Source organism: Streptomyces sp. Wb2n-11 (assembly GCF_001049855.1).
In the GTDB taxonomy this organism is placed as follows: Bacteria; Actinomycetota; Actinomycetes; order Streptomycetales; family Streptomycetaceae; genus Streptomyces; species Streptomyces altiplanensis.
Map to the genome: position 1 here is coordinate 6816506 of NZ_CVPB01000001.1, position 23597 is coordinate 6840102.

Sequence of the window (23597 nt, forward strand, 5' to 3'; positions counted from 1 at the left end):
ATGGGCTACGGCATCGAGGGGCTCAACGTCTACACCGGCCTGGCACAGATCCCGGTGCCCGAACTCTTCGCCGGCCGGGGGCTCGAGCACGAGCGCCTGGCCAACCTCGCCATGACCCACCGGTCGATCGGCCTGCCCTTCGAGGACCCGGTGACGAACGCGGTCAACGCCGCCAAGCCGCTCGTCGACGCGCTCGACCCGGCCGACCGGGAAGCCGTCGAGGTGCTGATCACCTCCACCGAGTCGGGGCTGGACCTCAGCAAGTCGGTCGCCTCCTACGTCCACGAGTACCTCGGACTGAGCCGCAACTGCCGCGTCTTCGAGGCCAAACAGGCCTGCTACGCGGCGACCGGCGCGCTCCAGCTGGCCACCGGCTACCTCGCCTCCGGTGCCTCGCCGGGTGCCAAGGCCCTCGTCGTCGCCACCGACGTGGCGCTCGTCGATGCCCGGGCCGGCTACGCCGAGCCGGCCACCGGCCACGGCGCGGCGGCCGTCCTGCTGTCCGACCGGCCCACCGTGCTGGAGCTGGACCTCGGTGCCTTCGGGCTCTACAGCTACGAGACCCTCGACTCCGCCCGCCCCACCCCGGAGTTCGACATCGCGGACGTCGACCGTTCGCTCTTCGCCTACCTGGACTGCCTGACCAACAGCTTCGCCGACTACCGCACCCGGGTCGAAGGGGCCGACTTCCCGGGCACGTTCGACCGGCTGGCGATGCACACCCCCTTCAGCGGCCTGGTCAAGGCGGCGCACCGCAAGCTGATGCGCGAGGCCGGCGCGTCGCCGGCGCAGGCGGAGGAGGACTTCGAGCGCCGGGTGCGCCCGTCCCTGGCCTACCCGGCCCAGGTGGGCAACCTCTGCTCGGGCTCGGTCTACCTGGCACTGGCGTCGCTGCTGGCCACGGACCCGGTCGACGCGGCCCTGCGCGTCGGCCTCTACTCCTACGGGTCGGGCTGCTCCGCCGAGTTCTTCAGTGGCGTCGCCGGACCGGCCTCCGCCGCGGCCGTACGCGCCATGGACATCGGCGGACACCTCGCGGGGCGCCGCCGGCTGGCCTTCGACGAGTACACCGCGCTGCTCCCGGAAAACCTGCGGACCCTGGTCCCCGTGGAGAACCGGACGGTCGACGTCGACCGCTACGCACGGTACCTGCCGGGCGACCGGACGCTCCTCGTCCACACCCGCACCAAGGACTACCACCGGATGTACGAGTGGCGGTGAACCGCCGGAAACGGAGCAACACCATGAGTGACGCGGTCCTGACGGCGATCCGCAGCAGTGTGCTGGTGGTCCTCCCCGACATCGAGCCGGAGCGGGTGACGGAGGAGGTGTCGCTGACCGATCTGGGCGCCAACAGCATCGACCGGGTCGACGTCGTCACCATGACCATGGACACGCTGGGGATCAGTCTGTCCGTCACGGAGTTCACCGATGTCCACGACATCGGATCACTGGCCCGGCTGCTGCGCAGGCACACACCGTGAGCGGCCCCTGGATCACCGGCGCCGGTGTGCTGTGCGCCACCGCCGCCGGTGTGGAGGATTTCGCCCGGGCCCTGCGTGCGGGCACCTCCGGCATCGGCCGGCGCGGCGTGGACGGCGACCACCCGGAACTGAGACCGCTGCTCTCCGCCGACCTCTCCGGTTTCGACCTGCGCGGCGCGACCGCGGACCGCGAGGAGCCGCTGCGCCGCGAGGCGTCGCGCGTCGCGGGCCGCTCGCCCCGGTCGGTGCAGGCGTCGGTGGCCGTCGCCCTGGAGGGCTGGGAGCGGGCCGGGCTGCACCGCGCGGGCGTGCCCGGCGGGCGGATCGGGATCGTCGTCGCCGGCCACAACCTCGGCGGCCGGTTCGCCGAGGAGGTGAGGCCCCGGTACCTCAGCAGCCCGGTGCACCTGCCCGCCCGCTACCCCCTGCAGTTCATGGACACCGACCACGTGGGCACGGTGAGCCAGCTGCTCGGCCTGACGGGGGAGGGCTACACCGTCGGCGGGGCTTCCGCCAGCGGCAACGTGGCACTGATCAACGCGGCCCGGCTGGTGGAGAGCGGCGCCGTCGACGTCTGCCTGGTGCTCGGCGCGCTCACGGACCTGTCCGACATGGAACGGCAGGCGTTCTACAACCTCGGCGCGATGGCCGGCGGGCAGGCGACCGAGCCCGAGCAGGCCAGCCGGCCCTTCGACACCGCCCATGGAGGTTTCGTACCCGGTCAGGGAGCAGCCTGCCTGGTGCTGGAGTCCGCCGCCTCCGCCGAGCGGCGCGGCGCCGCCCCCTGGGCCGGGCTCGAGGGCTACGCCATGCGGCTGTCCGGCAACGGCCTCGCCGACCCGAGCGCCGCCGACGAGGCGGATGTGATGTCCCGGGCACTGCGGCACGCCGGGCTCGACCCCGGCCGGATCGACTACGTCAACGCCCACGGCACCGGCTCCCCGCTCGGTGACGAGACGGAACTCACCGCTCTACGGGCCCTCTTCGGCCGCGGCGGGCCGTGGGTCAACTCCACCAAGGGCCTGATCGGGCACTGCCTGTGCGCGGCCGGCGTCGTCGAGGCGGTGGCGACCGTGCTGCAGATGCGCGACGGCTTCGTCCACGCCAACGCCAACCTCGTGACGCCGATCGGTACCGGTGGCCGGCTCGTCGGAACCCGTTCGCGACCCGCTGCCATCGGCCACGCGATGTCCAACGGATTCGGCTTCGGCGGCTTCAACACCAGTGTGGTCATCGGCCGCCCGGACACCTTCTAGGAGACGGAGCACCATGAATCCATCGGTCGCCTCACGCTGGCTCGCGGGCGACGCGGGAACGGCGACGGAAACCGCCGCCGTCCGCCTCTTCTGCTTCGCCCACGCCGGCGGCGGCGGAGCCGCCTACCGGCCCTGGCGGCAGTCGATGGCGCCGGACGTCGACGTACGGCCGGTCGTGCTTCCCGGCCGGGAGGCCCGGATACGGGAGCTGCCCTACCGGCGGGTCGAACAGCTGCTGGACCCGCTGTGCGAGGCACTGGAGCCGTACCTGGACCGCCCGTACGCCCTCTTCGGGCACAGCCTGGGTTCGATCCTGGCCTACGAGGTGGCGCGGCGGTTCTCGGCCGGCCCGCACGGCGGCCCCGCGCTGCTGGTGGTGTCCGGGCGGCGGGCGCCCCGGCTGCCCAGCTCGCGCCGGACGTTCGCGACGATGCCCGACCCGGAGTTCCTCTCCGCGCTGAGTGTCCTCGGCGGCACTCCGCCCGAAGTGCTGGGTGAGCGCCGGCTGCTGGAGATGCTGCTGCCGGCCCTGCGGGCCGACTTCGAGCTCAACGAGTCCTACCGGACGCTGCCCGGCCCCCGGCTGACCTGCCCCGTCGCCGCCTACATGGGCTCCGACGACCCCGAGGTCGACCGGACCGAACTGCTCGCCTGGGGCGGGGAGACCACGGGCGAGTTCTCGATGCGGGTGTTCCGCGGCGGCCACTTCTACGTCAAGGACGAGGCCGGCGACGTACTCGGTGCGGTCCGTCAGGACCTGACGCGGGCCCTGCGCTGCTCAATGTTGGGCGGCAGCGCTCCGGCCACCGTGTGAGCCTGCTGCCTGCAACGAACGAAGCCGAGGAAGGATCCCACGTGCGTTTCAAGAAGCTCACCGTCGCGGTGGTGGCCGCGACCACGGCTCTGGCGGCCACCTTCACCATGACCGGCCCGTCCGCGGAGGCCCACGGCAACCAGAGGCCGGTGACCGTGGCCCAGCGCGCGGCACTTCCCAGGGACCTGCCGAGGATGACGGTCGAACTCCCGGACATCCCGCCGGGCGAGACCTTCGGCGACGAGGAGATGCTCGGCTGGTTCGAGTGCTCCGGCAAGAACAAGTCTCCCGCCGTCAAGTGGCGCGGCGCCCCGGAGGGCACCAAGAGCTTCCTGATCTCGCTCTTCGACGTCGACTCCAAGACCTCCAGCGGCTTCTGGCACTGGTCCGCCTGGAACATCCCGGCGACCACCGGCTCGCTGCCCCAGGGCGCCGGCACGCCCGGCGACCCTGGTCTGCCCGCGCCGTCCGTGCTGGGCCGCACCGACTTCGGCACCACGGGCTACGGCGGCGCCTGCCCGCCCGCCGGAGACCGCCCGCACCGGTACGTCTTCACCGTGGTCGCCCTCGACGTCGCGGACATCAAGGTGCCCCAGGACCTGCCGATGGCCGCCGTCAACGTGGTGATGCAGGAACACGCGCTGGCCGCCGGCTACCGCACGGTCGTCTTCGGCCGCTGACCCGCCGGTCCGCGGGCGAACGTCTCCTTGGTGGCGGAGCACCGCTCCGCCGCCACCCCGGCCACGAAAGGACGCAACGCATGACCACGGTCGCCAAGGGCACACTGGACGTCACGGACTGGGCGGAGGAGGTGACCGCCGAGGCCGAGGGCCAGTGCAAGCAGGCGAACGCACACTGCCGGGCCGACTTCACCGGCGACCTCGAAGGCAGCGGGCGCGCCGACTGGCTCCTCGTCTACACCGGTGGGGGACAGACCCGGTTCGTCGGCACCCACCGTTTCGAGGGCAAGCTCGCCGGCCGCGCCGGCTCCTTCGTGCTGCAGACCCACGGCACGTACGAGGAGTCGGGGGTGGAGGTCTTCTGGGAGGTCGTCGCCGGTTCGGGCTCCGCCGGGCTGGCGGGCCTCTCCGGCAAAGGCGGCTACAAGAACGCCGACTACACGCTGGAGTACTCCTTCGCCTGACACACCGCTTCCGACGGGGGAGAGCCGGGGCCGACGTGTCCGACACGCCGCCCCGGCTCTCCTGTGCCCGCGTGTCACCCCGGGCCGGCCCGGCACACGGCGGACGTCAGCAGCAACCCGTCCACCAGCAGGAACCGGCCCTGGATGGGCGGTACCCGGCGTCCCTCCGGGGCCGCCACCAGCATCCGTGCGCGAAAGGTGCCGCGCTCCGGCTCCAGGCGCACCTCCGCGTGCTCGAACGAGATGGGCATCCCGGTCAGCGGATACCACGCCTTGTAGAGAGCCTCCTTGGCGCTGAACAGGAGCCGGTCCCAGCACACACCGGGCGTACCGGCCGCCAGTTCCCCGATCCGGCGGGCCTCGGACGGCAGGGCGACCACGGCCAGCACGCCGGGGCTCAGACGCTGGTTGGGCTCGGCGTCGATGCCGAGCGAGGCCACGGCGGCGAGGGGCGCCACGGCGCACGACCGGTAGCCGCTGCAGTGGGTGATGCTGCCCGTGACACCACGGGGCCACCGGGGCGCCCCGCGGGCGTCCGGCAGCAGCGGCCCGGGTGCCACCCCGAGGCGGCGCAGGGCGCGCCGGGCGCAGATCCGGGCGGTGGTGAACTCCCTGCGGCGCGGACCCACGGCGTTGCGGATGTGCCACTCCTCTTCCGGGAAGAGGCCGTCCTCCACGGGGTCCCCGTCGGCGAAGTCACCGGAGACCTCGCTCCACCGCGCTTCCGGGGGAAGGATGGATCCGATCACACCGCACCCGCCGGCGGGTGCGCGGCGGGGGTCACCGGGCGGCCTCCCACGGCATCCGCCGTTCCGTGGCGAACCCCGCGATGCGCTCGCGCACCGCGGGGGAGGACATCAGCCGGGTGAACTCGCCGACCGCGGTCTGCTCCGTCCGGTCCGCCGGAAGCCACATCCGTTCGAAGTAGCGTTTGCCGTCGCCGATCACACCCGGGTCGATCTTGGTGAGCCGGGACGCGAGGCGCCGCAGCAACGGCTCAGTGTCGTCGGTGAGTTCGTCGACCAGATGCAGCTGGGCGGCTCGTGCGGCCGGGACCGGCAGGGTGCTCAACGTCATGGCGTACGCGGGCTGGAACCCGACCCGCCGGATCAGGAACGGTGTCACACAGCACGGCAGCAGCCCCCACAGCGCCTCGGGCAGGGCGAAGCTGCTGCGTTCGCTCGCGTACACGAAGTCACTGGCGGCGACCAGGCCGACACCGCCCCCGGTGACCCGCCCGTCGACGACGCAGACCACGATGCGGGGCACGGTGGTGAACCTCTTCAGCAGACCGTAGAACGCCCGGCCGCCCTCACTCGCCAGCGTTCCGTCACCGCCCGAGGCGCTGTCGCGGGCGGCGTCGGCGAAGTCCATGCCCGAGCAGAACACCGGCCCGGCGCCCTCGAGGACGACCATCCGCAGGGACGGGTCGCTCTCCGCGAGGTCCAGAACGGCGTGCAGGTCCCGCATCAGGTCCCCGTTGATGCCGTTGGCCTGTTCGGGGCGGTCGATCACGACCCGCAGTGCGTGCGGCTGCCGACTGACCCTGAGTGTGCGGTGGTCCATGCGTCAGCTCCAGCGGTAGCGGCGGTGGAAGTCGACGACCTTGTCGAGCACCAGCAGGCCCCGTCCGGCGAACTGGCTCTCGTACAGATCGGCGTAGGGGGTGACGTCGTAGGCGTGGTCGCGGACACCGGCCATCCGGTGCAGGGCGAGGTCGCTGACGGTCTCGTACTCGGCGACAGTCAGCGGCCTGCGGTCGGCGATCGCGTCGGCGGTCCGCCGGGCCGCGACCCGCTGCCTGCCGGCCGGGGTGACGACACCGCTGTAGAACTCCGAGGCGCAGCCCGATCCGTAGGAGAACATGCCGAGCCGTTTCGGCGCCGTCACTTCCACGTGGTCGATGAGTGACACCAGCGCCAGGTACAGCGCCGCGGAGTAGACGTTGCCCACCTGGGCGGCGTAGCGCAGGCACGGCTCCACCCGGACGGCGAAGTCCGCGTCGATCACGGCCGGCGGGGCGGGGCTGTCGGACCGCAGCAGCCGGCGGTGGGCGCCCTTGACCATGCCCGCGAACGGCGTGTGGAGGACCAGGTGGTCGAAGGTCGTCGTCACGTCGGCCGAGGGCACCCGTTCGCGGTAGGCGCGGAAGCTGTGCACCAGGCACTCCATGTACGCCATCAGCGACAGGTCGGAGTCGCCCGCCTCCAGATCGGGCCGGGGGCGCAGGGTGTCCATCACCTCGAAGCTGTGGAACCCGTTGGCGCCCGGGTCGAGGGCGAGTACCTGGGCGTCGTCGCCGATCAGCATCGCCACGGAACCGGCGCCCTGCGAGGGCTCCCAGTAGGTGTCCCTGGCGGCGACGCTGGACGCGTCGGCGGCGATCACCAGCGCCTTGGCCCCCGGGACGGGGCTGGCGCCGATGACGGCCGCGGCCGTCTGGAGGGCGGCCGTCCCGCCGTAACAGGCGTGTTTGACCTCGAAGGACCGGCAGCACCTGCCGAGTCCCAGAAGATCCTGCACATAGGTGCTGATCGGCTTCCCGAAGTCGAGGCCGGACTCGGTGCCGACGACGACCAGTTCGATCCGGTTGCGCTCCTGCGGCGTGAGCGCCTCGACGAGCGGCCGGGCCGCGTTGACCGCGTTGGTGACCGGGTCCTCGCACGGCAGGTTGACCGACTTGCGTTCCATCATCAGGTTGTCCATGCGGCGGTCGTCCAGGCCGCGGGCCGCGAAGAGCTCCCGTACTCCGAGGGAGACGCGCCCCACATAGGCGTTGACCGCCTCGATACCCACGGTCATCCGGATCGGCCCGCCCTTCTCACGCGCGGCGCACGGGCCGGGCACGGGGTGCTGGCGGGCGGCCGGACGCTGCCCGGCCGGGGTGGGCGAAGGTGTCTCACGAGACCTCATCTCTCGTCGGCCCTGCCACGGGCGGCAGGGCGGCGGGCGCCGGACACGGCCACTGTGGTTGCTCCCGCGCCGCCGGGCTGCCCGCAATTGAGCAGCACGGGCGGCAGGGGTGGCGGGTGGGCGGCGGCTCAGTCGGGGCGTTCGGCCACCGCCACGGGCGGGGCCGTGCCGGCCTCCCGCAGCAGTTCCTCCGCGGTCTGCTCGATCCGGGCGCCGGCCCGGCGCAGCAGCGGCGGCGCCATCAGCGAGGTGGCGACGGCGATCAGCAGCACGATCGTGTACGTCGCCGTGGTGAGGAGCCCCAGCCGCAGGCCCACGGCGGCCACCACGATCTCCACGGCGCCGCGGGCGTTGAGTCCGGCGCCGATCGCGATGCCCTCCCAGTGACCGAGCCCGCCGCTGCGGGCACCGAGGTAGCCGCCGGCCAGTTTGCCGAGCGAGGCGAGTACGAGCACGACCAGGCCGGTGACGAGCACTGCGGGGTCGGCCAGGGCGGTCAGGTCGATCCGCAGGCCGGCGGTGGCCAGGAACAGCGGGGCGAACACCGCGAGCGTCACGCTGCGCAGCGGGGCGAGCAGACGCCGGTCGACCGCCTGGGAGAGCAGGACGCCGGCTGCGAACGCACCGAACACAGCCTCCAGTTCGAGCGCCTGGCTCGCCGCGGCGCCCAGCAGGACGACGACGGCGGCGGCCGCGGCCACCGGGACGGGGTCGCCGGTCCGGCCGGCCCGCCGCATCACCCAGCGGACCAGCGGCCGGCCCGCGAACGCCGCCGCGGCGACGAAACCGGTGAGCGAGAGCACCGCGAGGGCGATGTCGCCCGGTGCCAGTGTCCCCACCGCCATGGTCGAGACGAGCGACAGCAGGAACCAGCTCACGGCGTCGGTGAGCGCCGCGGAGGCGAGGGTCAACTGCCCCACGTCACGGTGGAGCAGCCGCATGTCGGCGAGCGTCTTGGCGATCACCGGGATGGCGCTCACGCTCAGCGCGACACCGAGGTACAGCGCGAAGACGGGCCGCTGCGCCCCCTCTCCCATCAGCGTGCGCGGTATCAGGAAACCCGCGCCGACGCCCAGCCCCAGCGGGATCAGCAGGCTGCCCAGACTGACCTTGAGCATCACCCCGCGCCGTCGGCGCACCATGCCCAGGTCCAGGTGTGCCCCCGCCACGCCGACGAACATCAGCACGGCGAACTGCGCCACGGCGTCCAGGAGATGGGCCTGCCCCGGCTGGGCCGGCAGCAGCCGGGCGGCCGCCTCGGGGGCCAGCAGCCCGAAGACCGAAGGCCCCAGCAGGATGCCGGTGGACAGCTCTCCCACCACGGCCGGCAGGCCGCAGCGCACCGCCAGCCGGCCGAGGCAGAGGGCCAGCAGCAGCAGTACGCCGAGCTGGAGCAGGAAGAGCTGGACCTGGTGGGCGGTGAGCGGTGGTGCGGTGGCCAGTGCCAGAGCACGCATCGTCAGGCCGCCGTTCTCTCCGTCGGCATCGGCCTGGGGCGCGGTTGGCAGCCTTCGGCGATGAAGCTCTGCAGACGGGGCTCGTGTATGGCCATGAAGCAGTCCCGGCCGCGGTTGACCAGGCCCGCGTTGCGGAAGCGTTTGAGGAAGAACCCCACCCGGGAGCGGGTGGTGCCGACCATCGCCGACAGCTCCTCCTGCGTGATCTTCTCCTGTATCCGCAGCAGATGGGCCTCGCGTCTGCCCAGCTTGCGGCCGAGGTGCAGCAGTACGGACGCCAGCCGGTACTCGCTGTCCTCGGTGACCAGTCCGGCGATGAGCTGCTGCCGCTCGAAGAGCCGTCCCGCCATGTGCCGCACCATCTCGTCGCGCAGTTCCGCGTCCTCCATGGCCTCGACCAGCTGATGGGCGGGTATCCGCTGCAGTACGACGGGTGTCATCGCGGAGATCATCTCGGTCCTCCCGTCACCCACCAGGCACAGCTCACCGAAGACGTCGCCCGCGGAGTAGATGTCCAGGAGACACTCCTTGCCCTCCCTGGAGGGCATGATCGCTTTCACCTGCCCCTGCTCGACGAGATAGATGCTGCGGTCGCGGTCGAGGCAGCCGTAGACCACCTCGCGGCGGGCGACTTCGATGGTCGTCGCGGTCAGTGTCCTTAACCGGATCATCTGGGCGAGCGTCTCGCCGAGCCGTGCCGAGGAAGAGGATGGGATCATCGCCGACAACACCCCCCGGCCGCGGTTGTCCTGCCGGTGCTTTTCCTGGGTTGGCGATTGCTGTTCACAGAACCGTTCACTCCCCCCTCGTTTCGGCTCCACCCGGTCCATTGGTCCGGGGAACGTGCAGCTTCAGCGCGCAGGTGCCGATTCGATAAAACCGGAATTGGGGTGAGGGACTTACCTGGTCCGTCCTGGTCCGCCGCTCCGGCCCAATCGCCTCTGCGTGGAGGATGGCGGGAAAGAAGCCCCCGTTGTCGGCGGCGGGCCAATGCTTCCCCAGCTCCTGGCCCTACCCCCTGAAGTGCCGACAGTCAAATTATGGCCAGAACCTTTCCGTAGAGCAAGAGTGGTGACATCGAATTCTTTGTCGTTCACGGGTATGCCGAGTCGGTCGAAAACATACCTCGACGTGCCATTGACAATCCCTGCTGCAATGCGCTGCAAATTCGCGCGCAAGCCGGCTTGCGGGAAAAGAAAAGGCCGGGACGGCCTGTGCCGTCCCGGCTTTGATGGATCAGGCTGAATCGCCGAGGTCGTATTCCAGCGTGTAGCTGTGGGTCCCGTCGGCGACGACGACGTTCAGCTTGCCGCTGATAGTGCTGAGTTCACCCGTCCCCGAGTCGGGGACGATGACGATGTTGAGGTCGCCCTCCCCGCGCGTGGAGATGGCGCTGTGCTGGAGCACGAAGGTGCCCTTGCGCCCGTGCACGGTGCCCGTCAGCCGCTCCACGGCGACGTAGCCGGCGGAGGTCGGCTCGCTCGTCATCGCCTTGATCAGCTCGGTGACACTCGTGCCCTGGATGTCACCGGTGAAGGTCTTCGTCACGACGACCTTCGAGAGCTGGGTGCCCTCCTCATCGGAGTACGGGGGCTTCTCGTCCCAGACCAGTTCGAAGGTTCCGGCGGCTGTGGTGCTCATCTGGTGCTCTCCCTCATCATCGGTTGACGGTGTGCTGCGACGGGCTGGGTCACTTCGGCGCCTGTGCGGCGTACGTGTCGTGGTGCTGCGGGGTGAGGGCCATGTCCTCGAGCGTGCTCTGGACGAACATCCGCTCCCAGCCCCCGCCCCCCTTCTCGTCCGGTATCCACTGCTTCGTGAAGACCATACGAGCATCGTTGTCCACGCGGGCCCGAAGTCCCATCAGGTGGTAGTAGTCGGTGACGGAGCGCAGATGGATGAACCAGTGGATCCGGTCGGACAGGCCGAACGCCTCCTCGTAGAGGTAGATCGTCGCGTGTCCGGCGAGGCTCTTGTTCCACCCCTCGGCCAGTGCCCGCGCGAACTGCCGCCCCTCGCCACGGAACTCGTAGTTCAGCTCACCGGTCCGGTGCATCAGCAGCCCGCAGTTGGCCGAGTTCAGGACGTCCTGCCCGGACTGGCTGCTCTGGTGAGCGGCGGTCGGGACGAGGAAACGCTCCACCGCCGCACCGTCCACCTCGACCACGGTCTCAGGCTTCTCGTTCGCGGTGCCGTACATGCCGAAGCTGGACGGAATGAGCACGGTTTCCTGCAGGCTGCCATCGGTGAACATGCACTCCCACGAGCCGCCCCCCCGTTCTTCGGGCACGCGATTGCGCATGATGATGTCACGCCACCCCTCGTCCTGTCTGGCCGTTGCGAGGAGCTTCTCGTAAGCGTCGAAGGACTCGAGATGGAACAGCCAGTGCAGCCGGTCCTCGGTGCCGAACGTCTCCTCGTAGATGAAGACACTCGCGATTCCCGCGTACGCCGTGTTGATGTATTCCGCCAGGTCCCTGGCGAACCGGCGCCCCTCGGAACGGAACTCGGCACGCAGTTGGCCCACCCGCTCGACGACCACCCCCGCGTTGCCGGAATGCAGCAGATCCGAGAGCGCGACCGACGTCTGGTGGTGCGCCGCCGGCGGAGCGAACCGGGGGGACTCCTGAGTCATGGGGTGTTCCTGCCCTTCGGGGATCGTGGTGTTCCGGCCGTGGGCGACAGACGCTCACGCAGCCGGTGTTTGAGGACCTTGCCGGTCATGCCGCGGGGGAGGCTGTCCACCACGTGCACCGCCGACGGGATCTGATAGGGGTTCAGGCAGGAGGCGAGATGGCCGCGCAGCCGGTCGGGCAGGCTCCCGCCCGTCTCGTCCGGCCCCGTGCCCGGGCTCCCCGCGACGACCACCGCCGTGACGGAGAGGCCGCCCTCGGGGCCGGGCACACCGAGCACCGCAGCCTCCCGCACCTCCGGGTGGGAGTACAGCGCGTTCTCGACCTCCAGCGTGGAGACGAGCCGGTCACCGACCGGGACCGCGTCCGCCATCCGGTCGAACAGGTACAGGTCGCCGTCGGCGCCGATGCGACCGAGATCCCTGGTGCGGATCCAGCCCCCGCTGCGCAGACCGGCGTCGAGCTCCTCGTCGAGGTAGCGCCGGCGGGCCGCGGGCGAACGCAGCCGGATCTCGCCGGTCGTGCCGTCGGGCACGGGCTCGCCGTCCGGGCCGGCCAGCATCAGCTCGGTACCCGGCGCCGGCCGCCCCAGCGCCAGCGGACGATCGGGGTCGTACGAGCCGAGGACCACCGCCGGCACCGCCTCGCCCTGGGCGTAGGCGGTGTTGACGGCGATGCCCGGCATCATCTTCCGCAGAGCCAGCGCGGTCGGCGCGGGCAGCGGGGCCGAGGCGATCGCCATCGTCGTCACGCTGGTGAGGTCGTACCGTTCACCGAGCTTCGCCGCGACCATCCGCATCGCCGTCCACGGCGTCAGCATCACGGTCGCCACGCCCCGTTCCGCGATCAGCCGGCCCATCGTCTCGATGTCACCGGGACGGCACAGGATCACCGTGGCGGGCGAGTTGAGCGGCATGAGCGAGGCACTCATCGCACTGGACGGGGTGCCCATCGGCATGGGTGCCAGCAGCGGCGCCGAGTTGTCGAACCTGCGCAGCCCGGCAGGACGCCGGCCGTGCAGGAGTGTGCTGTGCGGGTTCGTGTAGGCCTTCGCGGGCCCCGTCGTTCCCGACGTGTAGAGGATGTCGGCCAGATCGTCCGGCGCGGTGGCCACCTCCACCGGCGCGGTGTCCCCGGCGAGTTCGGTCACCGGACGGGTCCAGCCGCCGAGGCGGTCCGGAGGCACCAGGCCGCTGCTGTGCACCACACCCGCCGGTCCGGTCTGCGCGCAGCGTCTGCGCACCTCGGCCGGGGGGATTTCGTCACTCAGGTGGACGGCGGTCCCGCCGGCCTTCAGCACACCGAGGTAGGCGACCGCGTAGTCGATCCAGTCCTGGTCCGAGAAGAGCAGTGCGACCCGGGTTCCGCGGCGGACGCCGGCCGCGATCAGGGCCCGTGCCGCCCCGTTGGAACGTTCCTCCCACTGTCCGAAGGAGAGCGTCGCGGCACCGGCGACGTCGATGGCTGTCTGCTCGGGCTCCCGCTCGGCCCGTCGGCGGAGGAGATCGTGCACGGTCTCCGGGCGGCCGGCCTCGGCAGCCTCTTCACCCGATGGTGGCGATGACATGCCCAGAAGCTAGGCCGACGCCTCCCGGACGCTCAGCTCACAACTGAGCAATTCGGCAGCCGACCCCGGTGCCCCGCACCGGCCGGGGTGCCTGCCCAACAGTGAGCAGACCGGCGACGCCCGGGACACGGACGATGGGAGGCCGACCACTGGAAGGAACGGACAGATGGCAGATCAGCTGCAGCCGATGGTGACCGACTGGACCCGGGCACTGGCCGTGGTGGCCCACCCCGACGACCTGGAGTTCGGCGCGGCCGGAGCGATCGCCGCCTGGACCGCGGAGGGCAAGAGCGTGTCCTACCTGCTGCTCACCCGCGGCGAGGCCGGCATCGACAGCATGCCCCCCGAGCGCGCCGCGGAGGTCCGTGAGGCCGAACAGCGCGCCAGCGCCAAGATCGTGGGCGTGCAGGACGTGGAGTTCCTGGACCACAAGGACGGAGTCGTCGAGTACGGCGTCACCCTGCGCCGCGACATCGCCAGGGCGATCCGGCGGCACCGGCCGGAGCTGATCGTCGGATTCAACCACCACGACACCTTTCCCGGCGGCAAGCGGAACTCGCCCGACCACCGCCACACCGGCCAGGCGCTGTTCGACGCCGTGGGCGACGCCGGCAACCGCTGGATCTTCCCCGATCCGGAACTGGAGCCGTGGGGCGGGGTCAAGCACATCGCCATCGCCCAGTCGCCCCACCCGACCCACGCCGTCGACATCACCGACACGCTCGACGTGGCCATCGCCTCCATCGAGGCGCACGCGGCCTATCTGGAGGGCATCGGCATCAAGGACATCCGGGGGCCCTTCACCGGCATCGCCAACAGCATGGGGGAGCGCTTCGGCAACCGGCCGGCCATCACTCTGGAGGTCGTCACCCGCTGACGGCGGCAGGCCGTCGTCAGCGGGCGGCGGTCGAGGGCAGGCAGGGACCGGGGGCAGACAGAACGGTCCGGTTCCGGTGAGGAGACCGCCTCACCGGAACCGGACCGTTCTGCTTCTTGCGCGCGGCCCGTCAGTCGCGGTGACGGGGGGCCAGCAGCGTCTCGCTCATGGTGCCGTCCACGAACAGGTGCTCCCAGGTGCCCCCGCCCTTGAACCCGGGGATCCACTGCCGGGACAGCAGCTCGCGCATGGCCGGGTCCCGCTCGACGAACTCGTTGAGCTCCAGGTACGCGTCCATCGACGACAGGTGGATCATGGTGTGCAACCGGTCCTGGCGGCCCCACATCTCCTCGAAGAGAAATGCCGTGGCCACACCCGGCAGTGCCGTGTTGACGGCGTTGGCCCACTCGTAGAGGAACACCCGGGCCTCGTCGCGCACCGCGTAACGGGCCTGCACCACGCGGTGCACGGTCAGCGCGGAGTTGGCGGAGTGCAGCAACTGCTCGGCGGGCAGGGACGTCTGGAAACGGGCGGCCGGCTGGAAGGTGCCCCCGTCGCCGTGGTCGCCGTGGCCGATGCCGTGCTGCGGGCAGATCACCGTCTCACTGATGCTGCCCTCGACGAAGATGCGTTCCCAGCCGCCGCCGCCCTTGTGCGGCAGCCGGTCCAGATCGGTGATCTCCCGCCACTTCTTGTCGTGGTCGACCTTGTCGAGCAGACGCCCGTAGTCATTGGGCTGCTTGAGGTGCAGGATCCAGTGGAGCCGGTTGTGCACGCCCAGCAGCTCCTCGTAGAGGAACACCGATACGTACCCCACGTCACCCGGATTGATCAGCTCGACCAGCTCCGAGGCGAACTGCAGCCCCTCGGCCCGGTGCTCATAGGTGATCAGCCCGCTGCGGTGCACGACGAACCCGGCGTTGGCCGTGTGCAGCACCTTCTCCAGCGGCACGCTGCTCTGCAGGTGCGCGGGGCGGAACCGCCGCGGGCCGTCCCGGCGGAGGAGGAGGTCATGTCGTCCGTTCCTTTCACTGCGGGATCACGAGGTCGGTGTCCGCGGCGCGCATCGCCCCGGCGAGCCGCTCGGGGGTGGGCGACTTGAACAGGTCGGCGAGGCGGAGCTTGCAGCCGGTGCTCTCCTCCACCCGGGCCAGCAGGGTGATGCCGAGCAGCGAATGGCCACCGTGTACGAAGAAGTTGGTCCCGGGACCGGCCGGCGCCCCGTCGCCGCTGCCGAGGAACTCGCGCCACAGGCCCACGAGGTACTCGACGAGCTCGTCCGGGGGCGGTGCGTTGTCGGGGTGGTCCACGTCAGCTCTCCTTGTCGTCGGTCAACAGGTCGTCGACGAGGCGCGCCGTCTCCGGGCTGCGCATCAGGTCGGTGTGGGAGACGTCGAGGTACACGGCCCGCCGGAGCAGGCCCGATCTCTCGGCGGCGGTGAAGGACCGCAGGCCGGCGCCCTCGGTGTTGCCGTTGAGGGCGGTGGCGGTGGCCCACCGGCCGCGGGCGGGACACGAGTCGGCGGCGGCGATCCAGTACAAGTAGGACGTGGCCAGACCCACGAACTCGTCGACCCGTGCACCGTGGAGTCCCACCCGTGCGAACGCCGGCTCGACCACCTCCCGTACCAGCGCCGAGAGCCGGTCCGCCAGCGCGGTCAGTCCTCCGGTGGTGTCGTCCGCCGCGCGCCGTCCCTCGCGCAGCGCCGCCTCCGCGTCCGCCGGGGAGAGCACCGAGGCGAACCTCCGGGTGATCAGGGACTCGTAGAAACCGGTCAGCATCGACGCCCGGGCGGGCTCCGGATCCAGCAGGATCAGCCGTGGGCGGCGCTGGCTCCGGGCGATCTCCTCGGCCAGGGCGCCCGCGTACAGGGCCCCGGTGCAGAAGCCGAGCACCGCCCGCACCGGGCCGCGGCCCCGCAGGTCGCCCGCCCAGCGCGCGACGTGCTCCCGGCCGGTCATCCTCACCGCCTCGTCCGGCTCGGGCGGCGCCGTCTCCCACAGCGCGCAGCCGGTCGTCAGCAGTTCCGCGAGTTCGGTGAACGTCGCGACGGGGCGGCCCGCGGCGGAGAAGTCACAGGCCAGAACCAGCCCGGAGCCCTCCGCGGGACGCCGCACGTGCCATGCGGCGGGTGTCGCCATCCTCTCCTCCAGACATGGTCGCGACCCGGATACCCGCCGTCACGATGCCGTCCCCGGCCCGCCCGGTCTGCTCGGTTGTGAGCGTCCGGGCACCGCGGACCCGCCCTGCCGCCGGGGCCCGCCGGCCGGGTCACGCCCTTCCGCTCAATCCTGGGCATCGCTCGGCGCGCACGGTTCGTACCGTCGACGGCGGCCGGGTTTCGCCCGGGAGCCACGACCGTCAGTTCGCCGGCCACCGACCGCCGGCGTGGATTGGGAGCCCCCATGACCGAGCGCGCCTACACGCCGGAGATCACCACCAGCTTCACGGTGCACGACCTACTGCGGCGACGTGCGGAACTGCAGCCGGACCGGATCGCCCTCAACATCGACGACGGCCCGACGATCGGTTACGGGGAGTGGAACCGTCGTTCCAACGCGGTGGCGCGCGGCCTCATCGACGCCGGTGTCCGGCCCGGCGAGATCGTCGGCCTCGTCTTCGACGGCCTGGACTGGATCGACTACGCCGTCGCGTACATGGGGGTGCTGAAGGCCGGTGCCACCGCCACCCACCTCAACCGGAGCGTCGGTGAGGAGGAGATCCTGCGCAGGATGGACTTCTGCTCCGCCGTCGGCATCCTGCACGGCGAGAACGTGCTGCCGCCCGCCGCGTTCACCGGCCTGACCGCGACCGCCGACGGCATCGCGAGCGCCGACAGCAGCGACCCGTTCGTCCCCGTGGCGGTCACCGACATCGCCGACATCCTCTTCACCTCGGGAACCACCGGACCGGCGAAGGGATCGGCCTCACCGCACGGCAACCTCACCTACGGCCGCGGACCCGAGGGGTTCCACCTCTTCGGCGACCCCGAACCCCTGCTGACCCCCATGCCGCTCGGCACCACGGCCAGCGCCACGACCGTCAACTTCTCCATCCACACGCCCTCGACGCTGGTGATCTGCCCCATCGACGCCCCCGGGCGAATGGCGCAGCTGATCGAGAAGCACCGGATCGGCTCCGTCATGATCACTCCCTGGCTGGCGATGCAGCTGGTGCACAGCGGCGCGCTCCGGAACCACGACCTCAGCTGCGTGGAGACCATCGCGAACGCCTCCACCGCGCTGCCGCCCGCCATCGCGCGCAAGTTGCTGGCCGCCATGCCCAACGCACGGCTCAACATGTCGTACGCGGCCTCCGAAGCGGTCCCCGCGTCCATCGGCCACACCTTCGACCCCGCGGTGCCGATGGCCACCGGACGGCCGCTGCGCGGCACCGAACTGCGCGTCGTCGACGAGAACGGCGGCGACGTCCCGGCCGGGGAACTCGGCGAGATCTGGCTGCGCAGCCCCGCCCCGAAGCGCTACTACTTCAACAACCCGGAACTGAACGCCAAGGTCCACACCGACCGCTGGACACGCACCGGCGACCTCGGCAGGGTCGACGAGAACGGCCTGCTGTACTTCTTCGACCGGCGCAACGTCGCCGTGCGCACCGGTGGGAAACTGATCTCCACCATCGAGGTCGAGGCCGCGTTGTACGAGCACCCCGCGATGCGGCAGGCGGCGGTCTTCGGCATGCCGGCCGCCGACGGCGACCAGACGCTGGCAGCCGCCGTCGCGCTCTCCGACCCCGCCGTACTGGACGAGCTCCCCGCCTTCCTCGCGGGCCACCTCGCCCAGGAACAGGTCCCGGTCCGCTGGCAGCTGGTCGACGAGATGCCGCGCAGCGCCAACGGGAAGGTGCTCAAGCACGTCCTGCGCGACCGGCTGACCGGCCTGGCCGGGTGAGCCGCGTGACCCGCACAGCCGGCGGGGCGGGCACCACCCCTCCCTCACCCCACATGGCGCTGCTGCGCGAGGGCGCCGAACGGCTCCGAGCCGCAGACCCGGCACTGGCCGGCCTGCTCGACTCCGAACTCGCCGACCAGTGCTCGACGCTGGCCATGGTGGCCTCCTCCAGCGCCGCCGACCCGTCGGTGCTGGCCGCGGCGGGCGCGGTGCTGTCCAACGTCACCGCCGAGGGGTATCCCGGCGCCCGCTACCACCCCGGCTCCGCGTGCTTCGACGAGGTCGAGCGCCTCGCCGAGGCCCGTGCCCGGACGGTCTTCGGCGCCCGGTACGCCAATGTGCAGCCGCACTCCTGCTCCAGCGCCAACCTGAGCGTCCTGACGAGCCTGCTGCCGCCGGGCGGCGTCCTGCTCGGCCTCGGCCTGGACGAGGGCGGCCATCTCACCCACGGTTCGTCCGCCTCTGTCACCGGCCACCTCTTCCATGCCGTGCACTACGGTCTCGACGAGCACGGCCTGATCGACTACGACGGCGTGCTGCGACTGGCCCGCGAGCACCGCCCCCGGGTGATCGTCGCCGGCGCCAGCGCCTACCCGAGACGGATCGACTTCGCCCGCTTCCGGGCCGTCGCCGACGACGTCGGCGCCTACCTCCTCGCCGACATCTCGCACATCGCCGGACTGGTCGCGTCGGGCGAACACCCCAGCCCCCTCGACCTGGCCCACGTCACGACGACCAGCACCTACAAACAGCTCGGCGGCCCCAGGGGCGGCCTCATCCTCGTCGGCGCCGAGCACCGTACCCCCGGACCCGACGGGCACACCGGACTCGCCGACCTGATGCGCCGGGCCGTCTTCCCACGCTCCCAGGGCACCCCGAACCCGGCGGCGATCGCGGCCAAGGCGCGCGCACTGGGCATGCTGGGCACCGAAGAGGCCCGGTGGACCGCACGGATGATCGTGGAGGACGCCCGCGCCCTGGCCGAGGGGCTGGCCGGCCGCGGCCACCGGCTGCTCACCGGCGGCACCGACAACCACATGGTGGTCGTCGATCTCCGCCCGGCACGGATCAGCGGACTGGTCGCCGAACGCGCCCTCGAGGAGTGCGGCATCCTGGCCAACCGCAACCGCGTCCCGGGGGACAGCCGGCCCCCGGCGGTCGCCGGCGGGCTGCGGCTGGGTACGAACATCCTCGCCCAGCGGGGCATGGGCCCGGCCGAGATGGCCGACTGCGTCGATCTGATCGACCGGATCCTCACCGCCGTGGTCAGCGTCGACGACACCACCTACACCCTCGACCCGCAGCTCTGCCGCAGGGCGCGGGCCGAGGTGCGCGAACTCTGCGGACGCTTCCCGCTGCCCGGCTACCCCGCCGCGACCCTGCGCACAGGCTCGGAGGTCTCCCTGTGAGTACGTCGTCCGAAGCCGCCGCCGACGACCGGGCGGCGAGCGGACCGGCCGCCGGACTGCCGGCCGACCACCCGAGGACCGCGGCACACGTGCCGCGCCCGGCGCACGAACCCGGCGGCGGACACGCGGAGTTCGCCAAGCTCGGCCCCTGGTCCGGGCCGCGGCGGAGCGCACCGGAACCGGCTCGGAGGCGGTGCTGCTGGCCGCGTACGCCGCGGTGCTGGCCCGCTGGACGGCGTGGCCCCGTGTGGCCGTCGGACTGCCGGCGCACGGGCCCGGCCCTGCGGTGCTCGGTGTCGGCACGGCCCCCTCGGTGCCGTTCGCGGAGCTGGTGCGGCAGACGCACGTGCTGCTCGGCCGGGCGCCGGAGCGGACGGCCACGGGGACACCGGAGGCGGGTGCGGGGTTCGTCGTGGACACCGCGCCGGACGTCCCGCCCGCGCCCTACGGGGAGATCTGCCTGCGGGTCGTCGTCGAACACGGCGAACCGGTCCGTCTCGACGCCGCCTACGACGCCGCGCTCTTCACCGCCCGGACCGTCCGCCGCCTGCTGGGCCACTACCGCACCCTCCTCGAAGGTGCCGTGGCCGACCCCGGACTGCCGCTGGGACGGCTCCCGCTGCTGACGGAACCCGAGCTGCGCACGATGCTGGTGGACTGGAACGACACCGCCGTCCGGCTGCCCCTGCACGACGGCACCCTGCACGGCGCCTTCGCCCGGCAGGCCGCCCGGCACCCGGACAGGACCGCCGTCGTCACCGAGGACCGGCGGGTGACCTACGCCGAGGCCGACCGCGCGGCGAACCGGCTCGCTCACCGGCTGCGCGCGCTGGGTGTCCGGAACGAGGCCCGCGTGGGCCTCCTGCTGGACCGTTCACCGGAGTTCCTGGTCTCCGCGCTGGCCGTGATGAAGGCGGGTGGCGCGTTCGTACCGCTCGATCCGGGCTATCCGGCCGAGCGGCTGCGGACGATGCTCGCGGACGCGCGGTGCCACGCCCTCGTCATCCGCGACGGACCGGTCGGGGTGACCGGCCTGCCGGCCGAGCGCGTCGTCCGGCTCGGCACCGGCACCAGCGGGGACACCGGCACGGACACGGACACCGCGGCACCGGAGGGCCCTCCGGAAGGCCACGTCGGAGGGAACGACCTCTGCTACATCATCTTCACCTCGGGCTCGACGGGCCGGCCCAAGGGGATCGCGCTGCGCCACGCGGGAGTGCTCAACAACCTGCTCGACATCAACACCCGCTACCAGGTCGGACCGGGGGACTCGGTACTGGCCCTGTCGTCCCTCGGCTTCGACATGTCGGTGTACGAGTTCCTCGGCTCGACCGTCTCCGGCGCCACCGTGGTCCTCCCGGACCCGGCGCGCCACAAGGACCCCTCCCACTGGGCCGACCTCGTCCGCCGGCACCGCGTCACCGTCTGGAACTCTGCGCCGTCCCTGTTCGAGCTGCTGATCACCCATGCGGAACGGGCCCGGGACACCGACCTGTCGTCACTGCGGCTCTCGCTGTCCGGCGGGGACTGGATCCCCGTGTCCCTCCCCGACCGTGTCCGCGTCCACGCACCGGACCTCCGCTTCATCGCCCTCGGAGGCGCGACGGAGGCCTCCATCCACTCCACCGTCCACGAGGTGTCCCACGGCGAGCGGCACCGTACGAGCATTCCCTACGGCCGGCCGATGGCCAACCAGCGCACCTATGTGCTCGACGCCGAGCGCCGGCCGGTGCCCGTCAACGTGGCCGGCGAGCTGTACCTCGCGGGTGACGGCCTGGCCCGCGGCTACATCGGCGACGAACAGCTCACCGCCGACCGTTTCACCGTCTGGTCCCACGGACCGGTGAGCGGCGAACGTCTCTACCGCACGGGGGACCTCGCCCGCTACGACGACGCGGGACGGCTCGAACTCCTCGGCCGGATCGACCTCCAGGTCAAGATCAGGGGCGTGCGGGTCGAGACGGGGGAGGTGGAGGCCGCCGTCGCCCGGCACCCGGCGGTGAAGTCCTGCGTGGTGGCCGCTCGCGGTGCGGCGGACCGGGACAGGAGCCTGGTGGCCTATGCGGTCGCGCACCCCGGCAGCCGGGTGACCGGCCAGGAACTGCGGGAGCACACGGCCGGCCTGCTGCCCTCCGCCATGGTCCCCGCCCAGGTCGTGCTGCTGGACGCCCTGCCCCTCACCCCGAACGGGAAGGTGGACCGCGCCGCGCTGCCCGCCGTCCCCCGGACAGGCGGCGGCGCGGAAGGCGGCGCGGCCGGGCCGGACGATCCGTGGGAGCGGCGTGTCGCCGACGCGTGGCATGCCGTCCTCGACGCGGAACACGGCCCGGACGACGACTTCTTCACGGTCGGCGGCGACTCGCTGGCCGCGATGCGCATCGTGCAGCTCATCGACCCGCATCTGCCGGTGGCCGAACTCTTCGACCACCCGAGCGTGCACCGGCTGGCCGGACGTCTGCGGGCCCTGGACGGCGAGCGGTGAGAAACAATGGGTTCGGACAGGGGCGGCGATGGCCGTCCCGGAAGGGATTCCCGTGAACGCGCTCCACCGGGTCGAGGCGGCCCCCGTCGCACACCACGTCCGGGTCGAGATCGGGGGAGAGGTCGTCGCCGAGTCCCGGCGGCCGGTCCTGCTGAAGGAGACCGGCCTGCCCGACCGTTACTACATCCCGCCGGCCGACGTGCGCTTCGACCTGCTCGAACCGGCCGACCTGCGGACGACCTGCCCCTTCAAGGGAGAGGCCTCCTACTGGAGCGCCCGCACCGCGGCCGGCGGCCCCGCGCAGGCCACGCGCCCGGCCGTCGCCTGGGCGTACCAGGAACCGATCGGGGAGGTCGCTGTGATCAGGGGTCATCTGGCCTTCTACGACCGGCACGCGCGGGTCACCGTCGTCGCCCGGCCCGACGACGGCGACGTGGTCTGAGCGAGGTGCGCGGCCCCGCCCGGTCCGCGGACCGACGACGGCGCCGCGCGGCCGGCCCGCCCGCTACGCGCCGTCGCCGACGCGCAGCCGGGCCTCGGCCGCGCCACGGGCGGAGGCCACCCGCGCGGCCTCCGCGTCCAGCGCTTCGCGGACCGCGGTCGGCAGCGGACCGAAGGGTGTGACGGTCACGTCGAGCCTGCGGCCGGCGGACTTGGCGTGCCAGGTGCCAGAGATCTCCGAGCCGACGAGCAGGGCCCCGGGACCTCCGATGGCGCGCCAGACCTCCTTCTCACGGGTCTTGTCGGGCACGACCAGCGCACGGTCGCGCGCCTGGAGGAACGGGTCGCCCGGCGGCAGCAGCCGCACCGCCTCGCCGCTTCGCGCGGAGACCAGGGAATCCAGGTCGCCGGCCGGCAGCCACGCCGGCCGGCCGTCCACCGACACCTCGGCGAGGTCCTGCGGCCATACCTTCCTGACCACGGCCGGCTTGGTTCCCAGGTACTTGGCGACTTCGGCGGGCGTGGCCGGACCGAGGAAGCGGAGGTAGGCCTCCACCAGAGCCGCCGTCCCGGTGGCCGACTCCGGAACGGGGAAACGCCGCCTCAGCGGTGAGAGCACCGTCCGGCCGCCCTCCGCGCCGACCCGTACCGATCCGAAGAGCCCCGCCTGCTGGAACAGCAGGCCGGAGACGTGCCGGGCGCCGCACGGCTCGCACCGGTAGGTCAGGGACGGGGGAACGGCGGCGCTGACCGCCGTGCTGACCTCCCCCTTGGCCATCGGCGCGGTCACCGCTTCACGGAACGCGCGGGCCGCGGCTTCGAAAGCCCCGAGGCCGAGCTTGGCACCCTCCTTGATCACGGCGGTGTTGATCCGCGCCGTGGCGTCCGCGTCGTCCACCGGCCACAGGGCGGTGGCCAGCCCCGGCAGATCGGTGGCCCGGTGCAGGTGCGGCGCCCCGCGGAACGACCACACGAGCTCCAGTCCGTCGGCGGTGGCGCCCCTCGCGGCCAGCGCCGTACGCGCGGAACCGCTCGGGGTGTCCTGCACCCCGAGGACCAGCACCCCGGGCGCAGGGGACGAGCGGTCGAAACCGTGGACCGCCACCCGGTGGGCCAGGACCTGCTCCCGTGACACTTCGACGCGGTGCTTGCCGGTCAACTGCTGCCTCCTCCGTGCGCGTTGTCCGAACCGTACAGGCCCCGGCCGCGCC

General features: G+C 72.0%; 22 protein-coding genes and 1 pseudogene. 11 read left to right on the forward strand and 12 right to left on the reverse strand.

Annotation, left to right across the window (positions count from 1 at the left end; all coding sequences use genetic code 11):
* The 6 genes from BN1555_RS31045 to BN1555_RS31070 all read left to right on the forward strand — a co-directional run bounded on the left by BN1555_RS31045 (position 1) and on the right by BN1555_RS31070 (position 4698).
* Positions 1-1221: a hydroxymethylglutaryl-CoA synthase family protein gene (locus tag BN1555_RS31045; protein WP_093802472.1), complete on the forward strand. Its 1221-nt coding sequence runs from the start codon at positions 1-3 to the stop codon at positions 1219-1221.
* Between the two features lie 23 nt (positions 1222-1244).
* Positions 1245-1484, forward strand: a complete 240-nt coding sequence (locus BN1555_RS31050; protein WP_093803772.1) for a phosphopantetheine-binding protein — start codon at positions 1245-1247, stop codon at positions 1482-1484.
* On the forward strand, positions 1481-2740 hold the full coding sequence (locus tag BN1555_RS31055; RefSeq protein WP_093802473.1) for a beta-ketoacyl synthase N-terminal-like domain-containing protein: 1260 nt from the start codon (positions 1481-1483) through the stop codon (positions 2738-2740). The genes BN1555_RS31050 and BN1555_RS31055 overlap by 4 nt, the downstream gene beginning before the upstream one ends.
* 13 nt (positions 2741-2753) lie before the next feature.
* Complete coding sequence (locus BN1555_RS31060; protein WP_093802474.1) at positions 2754-3554, forward strand: thioesterase II family protein; 801 nt, start codon at positions 2754-2756, stop codon at positions 3552-3554.
* A gap of 41 nt (positions 3555-3595) precedes the next feature.
* Positions 3596-4234, forward strand: coding sequence for a YbhB/YbcL family Raf kinase inhibitor-like protein (locus tag BN1555_RS31065; RefSeq protein WP_093802476.1), 639 nt, complete (start codon positions 3596-3598; stop codon positions 4232-4234).
* Between the two features lie 80 nt (positions 4235-4314).
* Positions 4315-4698, forward strand: coding sequence for a DUF3224 domain-containing protein (locus BN1555_RS31070; protein WP_093802477.1), 384 nt, complete (start codon positions 4315-4317; stop codon positions 4696-4698).
* A 74-nt stretch (positions 4699-4772) separates the two neighbouring features.
* On the opposite strand, the gene BN1555_RS31075 is transcribed toward BN1555_RS31070, so the two are convergent.
* The 8 genes from BN1555_RS31075 to BN1555_RS31110 form a co-directional block, all read right to left on the reverse strand.
* Positions 4773-5447 (reverse strand): 4'-phosphopantetheinyl transferase family protein, encoded by a 675-nt coding sequence (locus BN1555_RS31075; RefSeq protein WP_255306276.1) that lies wholly within the window; start codon positions 5445-5447, stop codon positions 4773-4775.
* Between the two features lie 31 nt (positions 5448-5478).
* Positions 5479-6264 carry an enoyl-CoA hydratase-related protein gene (locus BN1555_RS31080; RefSeq protein WP_093802478.1) on the reverse strand — a complete coding sequence of 262 codons (786 nt, stop codon included), beginning with the start codon at positions 6262-6264 and terminating at the stop codon, positions 5479-5481.
* Positions 6265-6267: 3 nt separating this feature from the next.
* On the reverse strand, positions 6268-7500 hold the full coding sequence (locus BN1555_RS31085; RefSeq protein WP_093802479.1) for a hydroxymethylglutaryl-CoA synthase family protein: 1233 nt from the start codon (positions 7498-7500) through the stop codon (positions 6268-6270).
* 239 nt (positions 7501-7739) lie between these two features.
* Positions 7740-9068, reverse strand: a complete 1329-nt coding sequence (locus tag BN1555_RS31090; protein ID WP_093802480.1) for a cation:proton antiporter — start codon at positions 9066-9068, stop codon at positions 7740-7742.
* Between the two features lie 2 nt (positions 9069-9070).
* Positions 9071-9787 (reverse strand): Crp/Fnr family transcriptional regulator, encoded by a 717-nt coding sequence (locus tag BN1555_RS31095; RefSeq protein WP_093803775.1) that lies wholly within the window; start codon positions 9785-9787, stop codon positions 9071-9073.
* A 517-nt stretch (positions 9788-10304) separates the two neighbouring features.
* Positions 10305-10709 carry a DUF3224 domain-containing protein gene (locus BN1555_RS31100; RefSeq protein WP_093802482.1) on the reverse strand — a complete coding sequence of 135 codons (405 nt, stop codon included), beginning with the start codon at positions 10707-10709 and terminating at the stop codon, positions 10305-10307.
* Positions 10710-10758: 49 nt separating this feature from the next.
* Positions 10759-11703 (reverse strand): DUF6039 family protein, encoded by a 945-nt coding sequence (locus BN1555_RS31105; RefSeq protein WP_093802483.1) that lies wholly within the window; start codon positions 11701-11703, stop codon positions 10759-10761.
* Complete coding sequence (locus tag BN1555_RS31110) at positions 11700-13268, reverse strand: class I adenylate-forming enzyme family protein (protein WP_093802484.1); 1569 nt, start codon at positions 13266-13268, stop codon at positions 11700-11702. The genes BN1555_RS31105 and BN1555_RS31110 overlap by 4 nt, the downstream gene beginning before the upstream one ends.
* Positions 13269-13434: 166 nt before the next feature.
* On the opposite strand from BN1555_RS31110, the gene BN1555_RS31115 reads away from it, so the two are divergent.
* On the forward strand, positions 13435-14145 hold the full coding sequence (locus tag BN1555_RS31115) for a PIG-L deacetylase family protein (protein WP_093802485.1): 711 nt from the start codon (positions 13435-13437) through the stop codon (positions 14143-14145).
* A gap of 130 nt (positions 14146-14275) precedes the next feature.
* Here the strand turns inward: BN1555_RS31115 and BN1555_RS31120 are convergent.
* The 3 genes and pseudogenes from BN1555_RS31120 to BN1555_RS31130 all read right to left on the reverse strand — a co-directional run.
* Positions 14276-15112, reverse strand: a pseudogene (locus BN1555_RS31120) (DUF6039 family protein); the annotation flags it as partial.
* 61 nt (positions 15113-15173) lie between these two features.
* Complete coding sequence (locus BN1555_RS31125) at positions 15174-15455, reverse strand: acyl carrier protein (RefSeq protein WP_093802487.1); 282 nt, start codon at positions 15453-15455, stop codon at positions 15174-15176.
* 1 nt (position 15456) lies between these two features.
* Positions 15457-16287, reverse strand: coding sequence for a hypothetical protein (locus tag BN1555_RS31130; protein WP_093802488.1), 831 nt, complete (start codon positions 16285-16287; stop codon positions 15457-15459).
* A gap of 264 nt (positions 16288-16551) precedes the next feature.
* Between BN1555_RS31130 and BN1555_RS31135 the strand changes: the two genes are divergently transcribed.
* From BN1555_RS31135 to BN1555_RS31150, 4 genes are all read left to right on the forward strand, one after another.
* Complete coding sequence (locus BN1555_RS31135; protein WP_093802489.1) at positions 16552-18054, forward strand: class I adenylate-forming enzyme family protein; 1503 nt, start codon at positions 16552-16554, stop codon at positions 18052-18054.
* Between the two features lie 5 nt (positions 18055-18059).
* Complete coding sequence (glyA, locus tag BN1555_RS31140; protein WP_255306277.1) at positions 18060-19463, forward strand: serine hydroxymethyltransferase; 1404 nt, start codon at positions 18060-18062, stop codon at positions 19461-19463.
* Between the two features lie 193 nt (positions 19464-19656).
* Positions 19657-21945: a non-ribosomal peptide synthetase gene (locus tag BN1555_RS31145; protein ID WP_093802491.1), complete on the forward strand. Its 2289-nt coding sequence runs from the start codon at positions 19657-19659 to the stop codon at positions 21943-21945.
* A 52-nt stretch (positions 21946-21997) separates the two neighbouring features.
* Positions 21998-22387 carry a DUF427 domain-containing protein gene (locus BN1555_RS31150; protein ID WP_255306278.1) on the forward strand — a complete coding sequence of 130 codons (390 nt, stop codon included), beginning with the start codon at positions 21998-22000 and terminating at the stop codon, positions 22385-22387.
* A gap of 63 nt (positions 22388-22450) precedes the next feature.
* On the opposite strand, the gene BN1555_RS31155 is transcribed toward BN1555_RS31150, so the two are convergent.
* The gene (locus BN1555_RS31155; protein ID WP_093802493.1) at positions 22451-23545 is read right to left on the reverse strand and encodes a DNA glycosylase AlkZ-like family protein; all 1095 of its coding nucleotides are present in this window, start codon (positions 23543-23545) and stop codon (positions 22451-22453) included.
* Positions 23546-23597 lie beyond the last annotated feature (52 nt).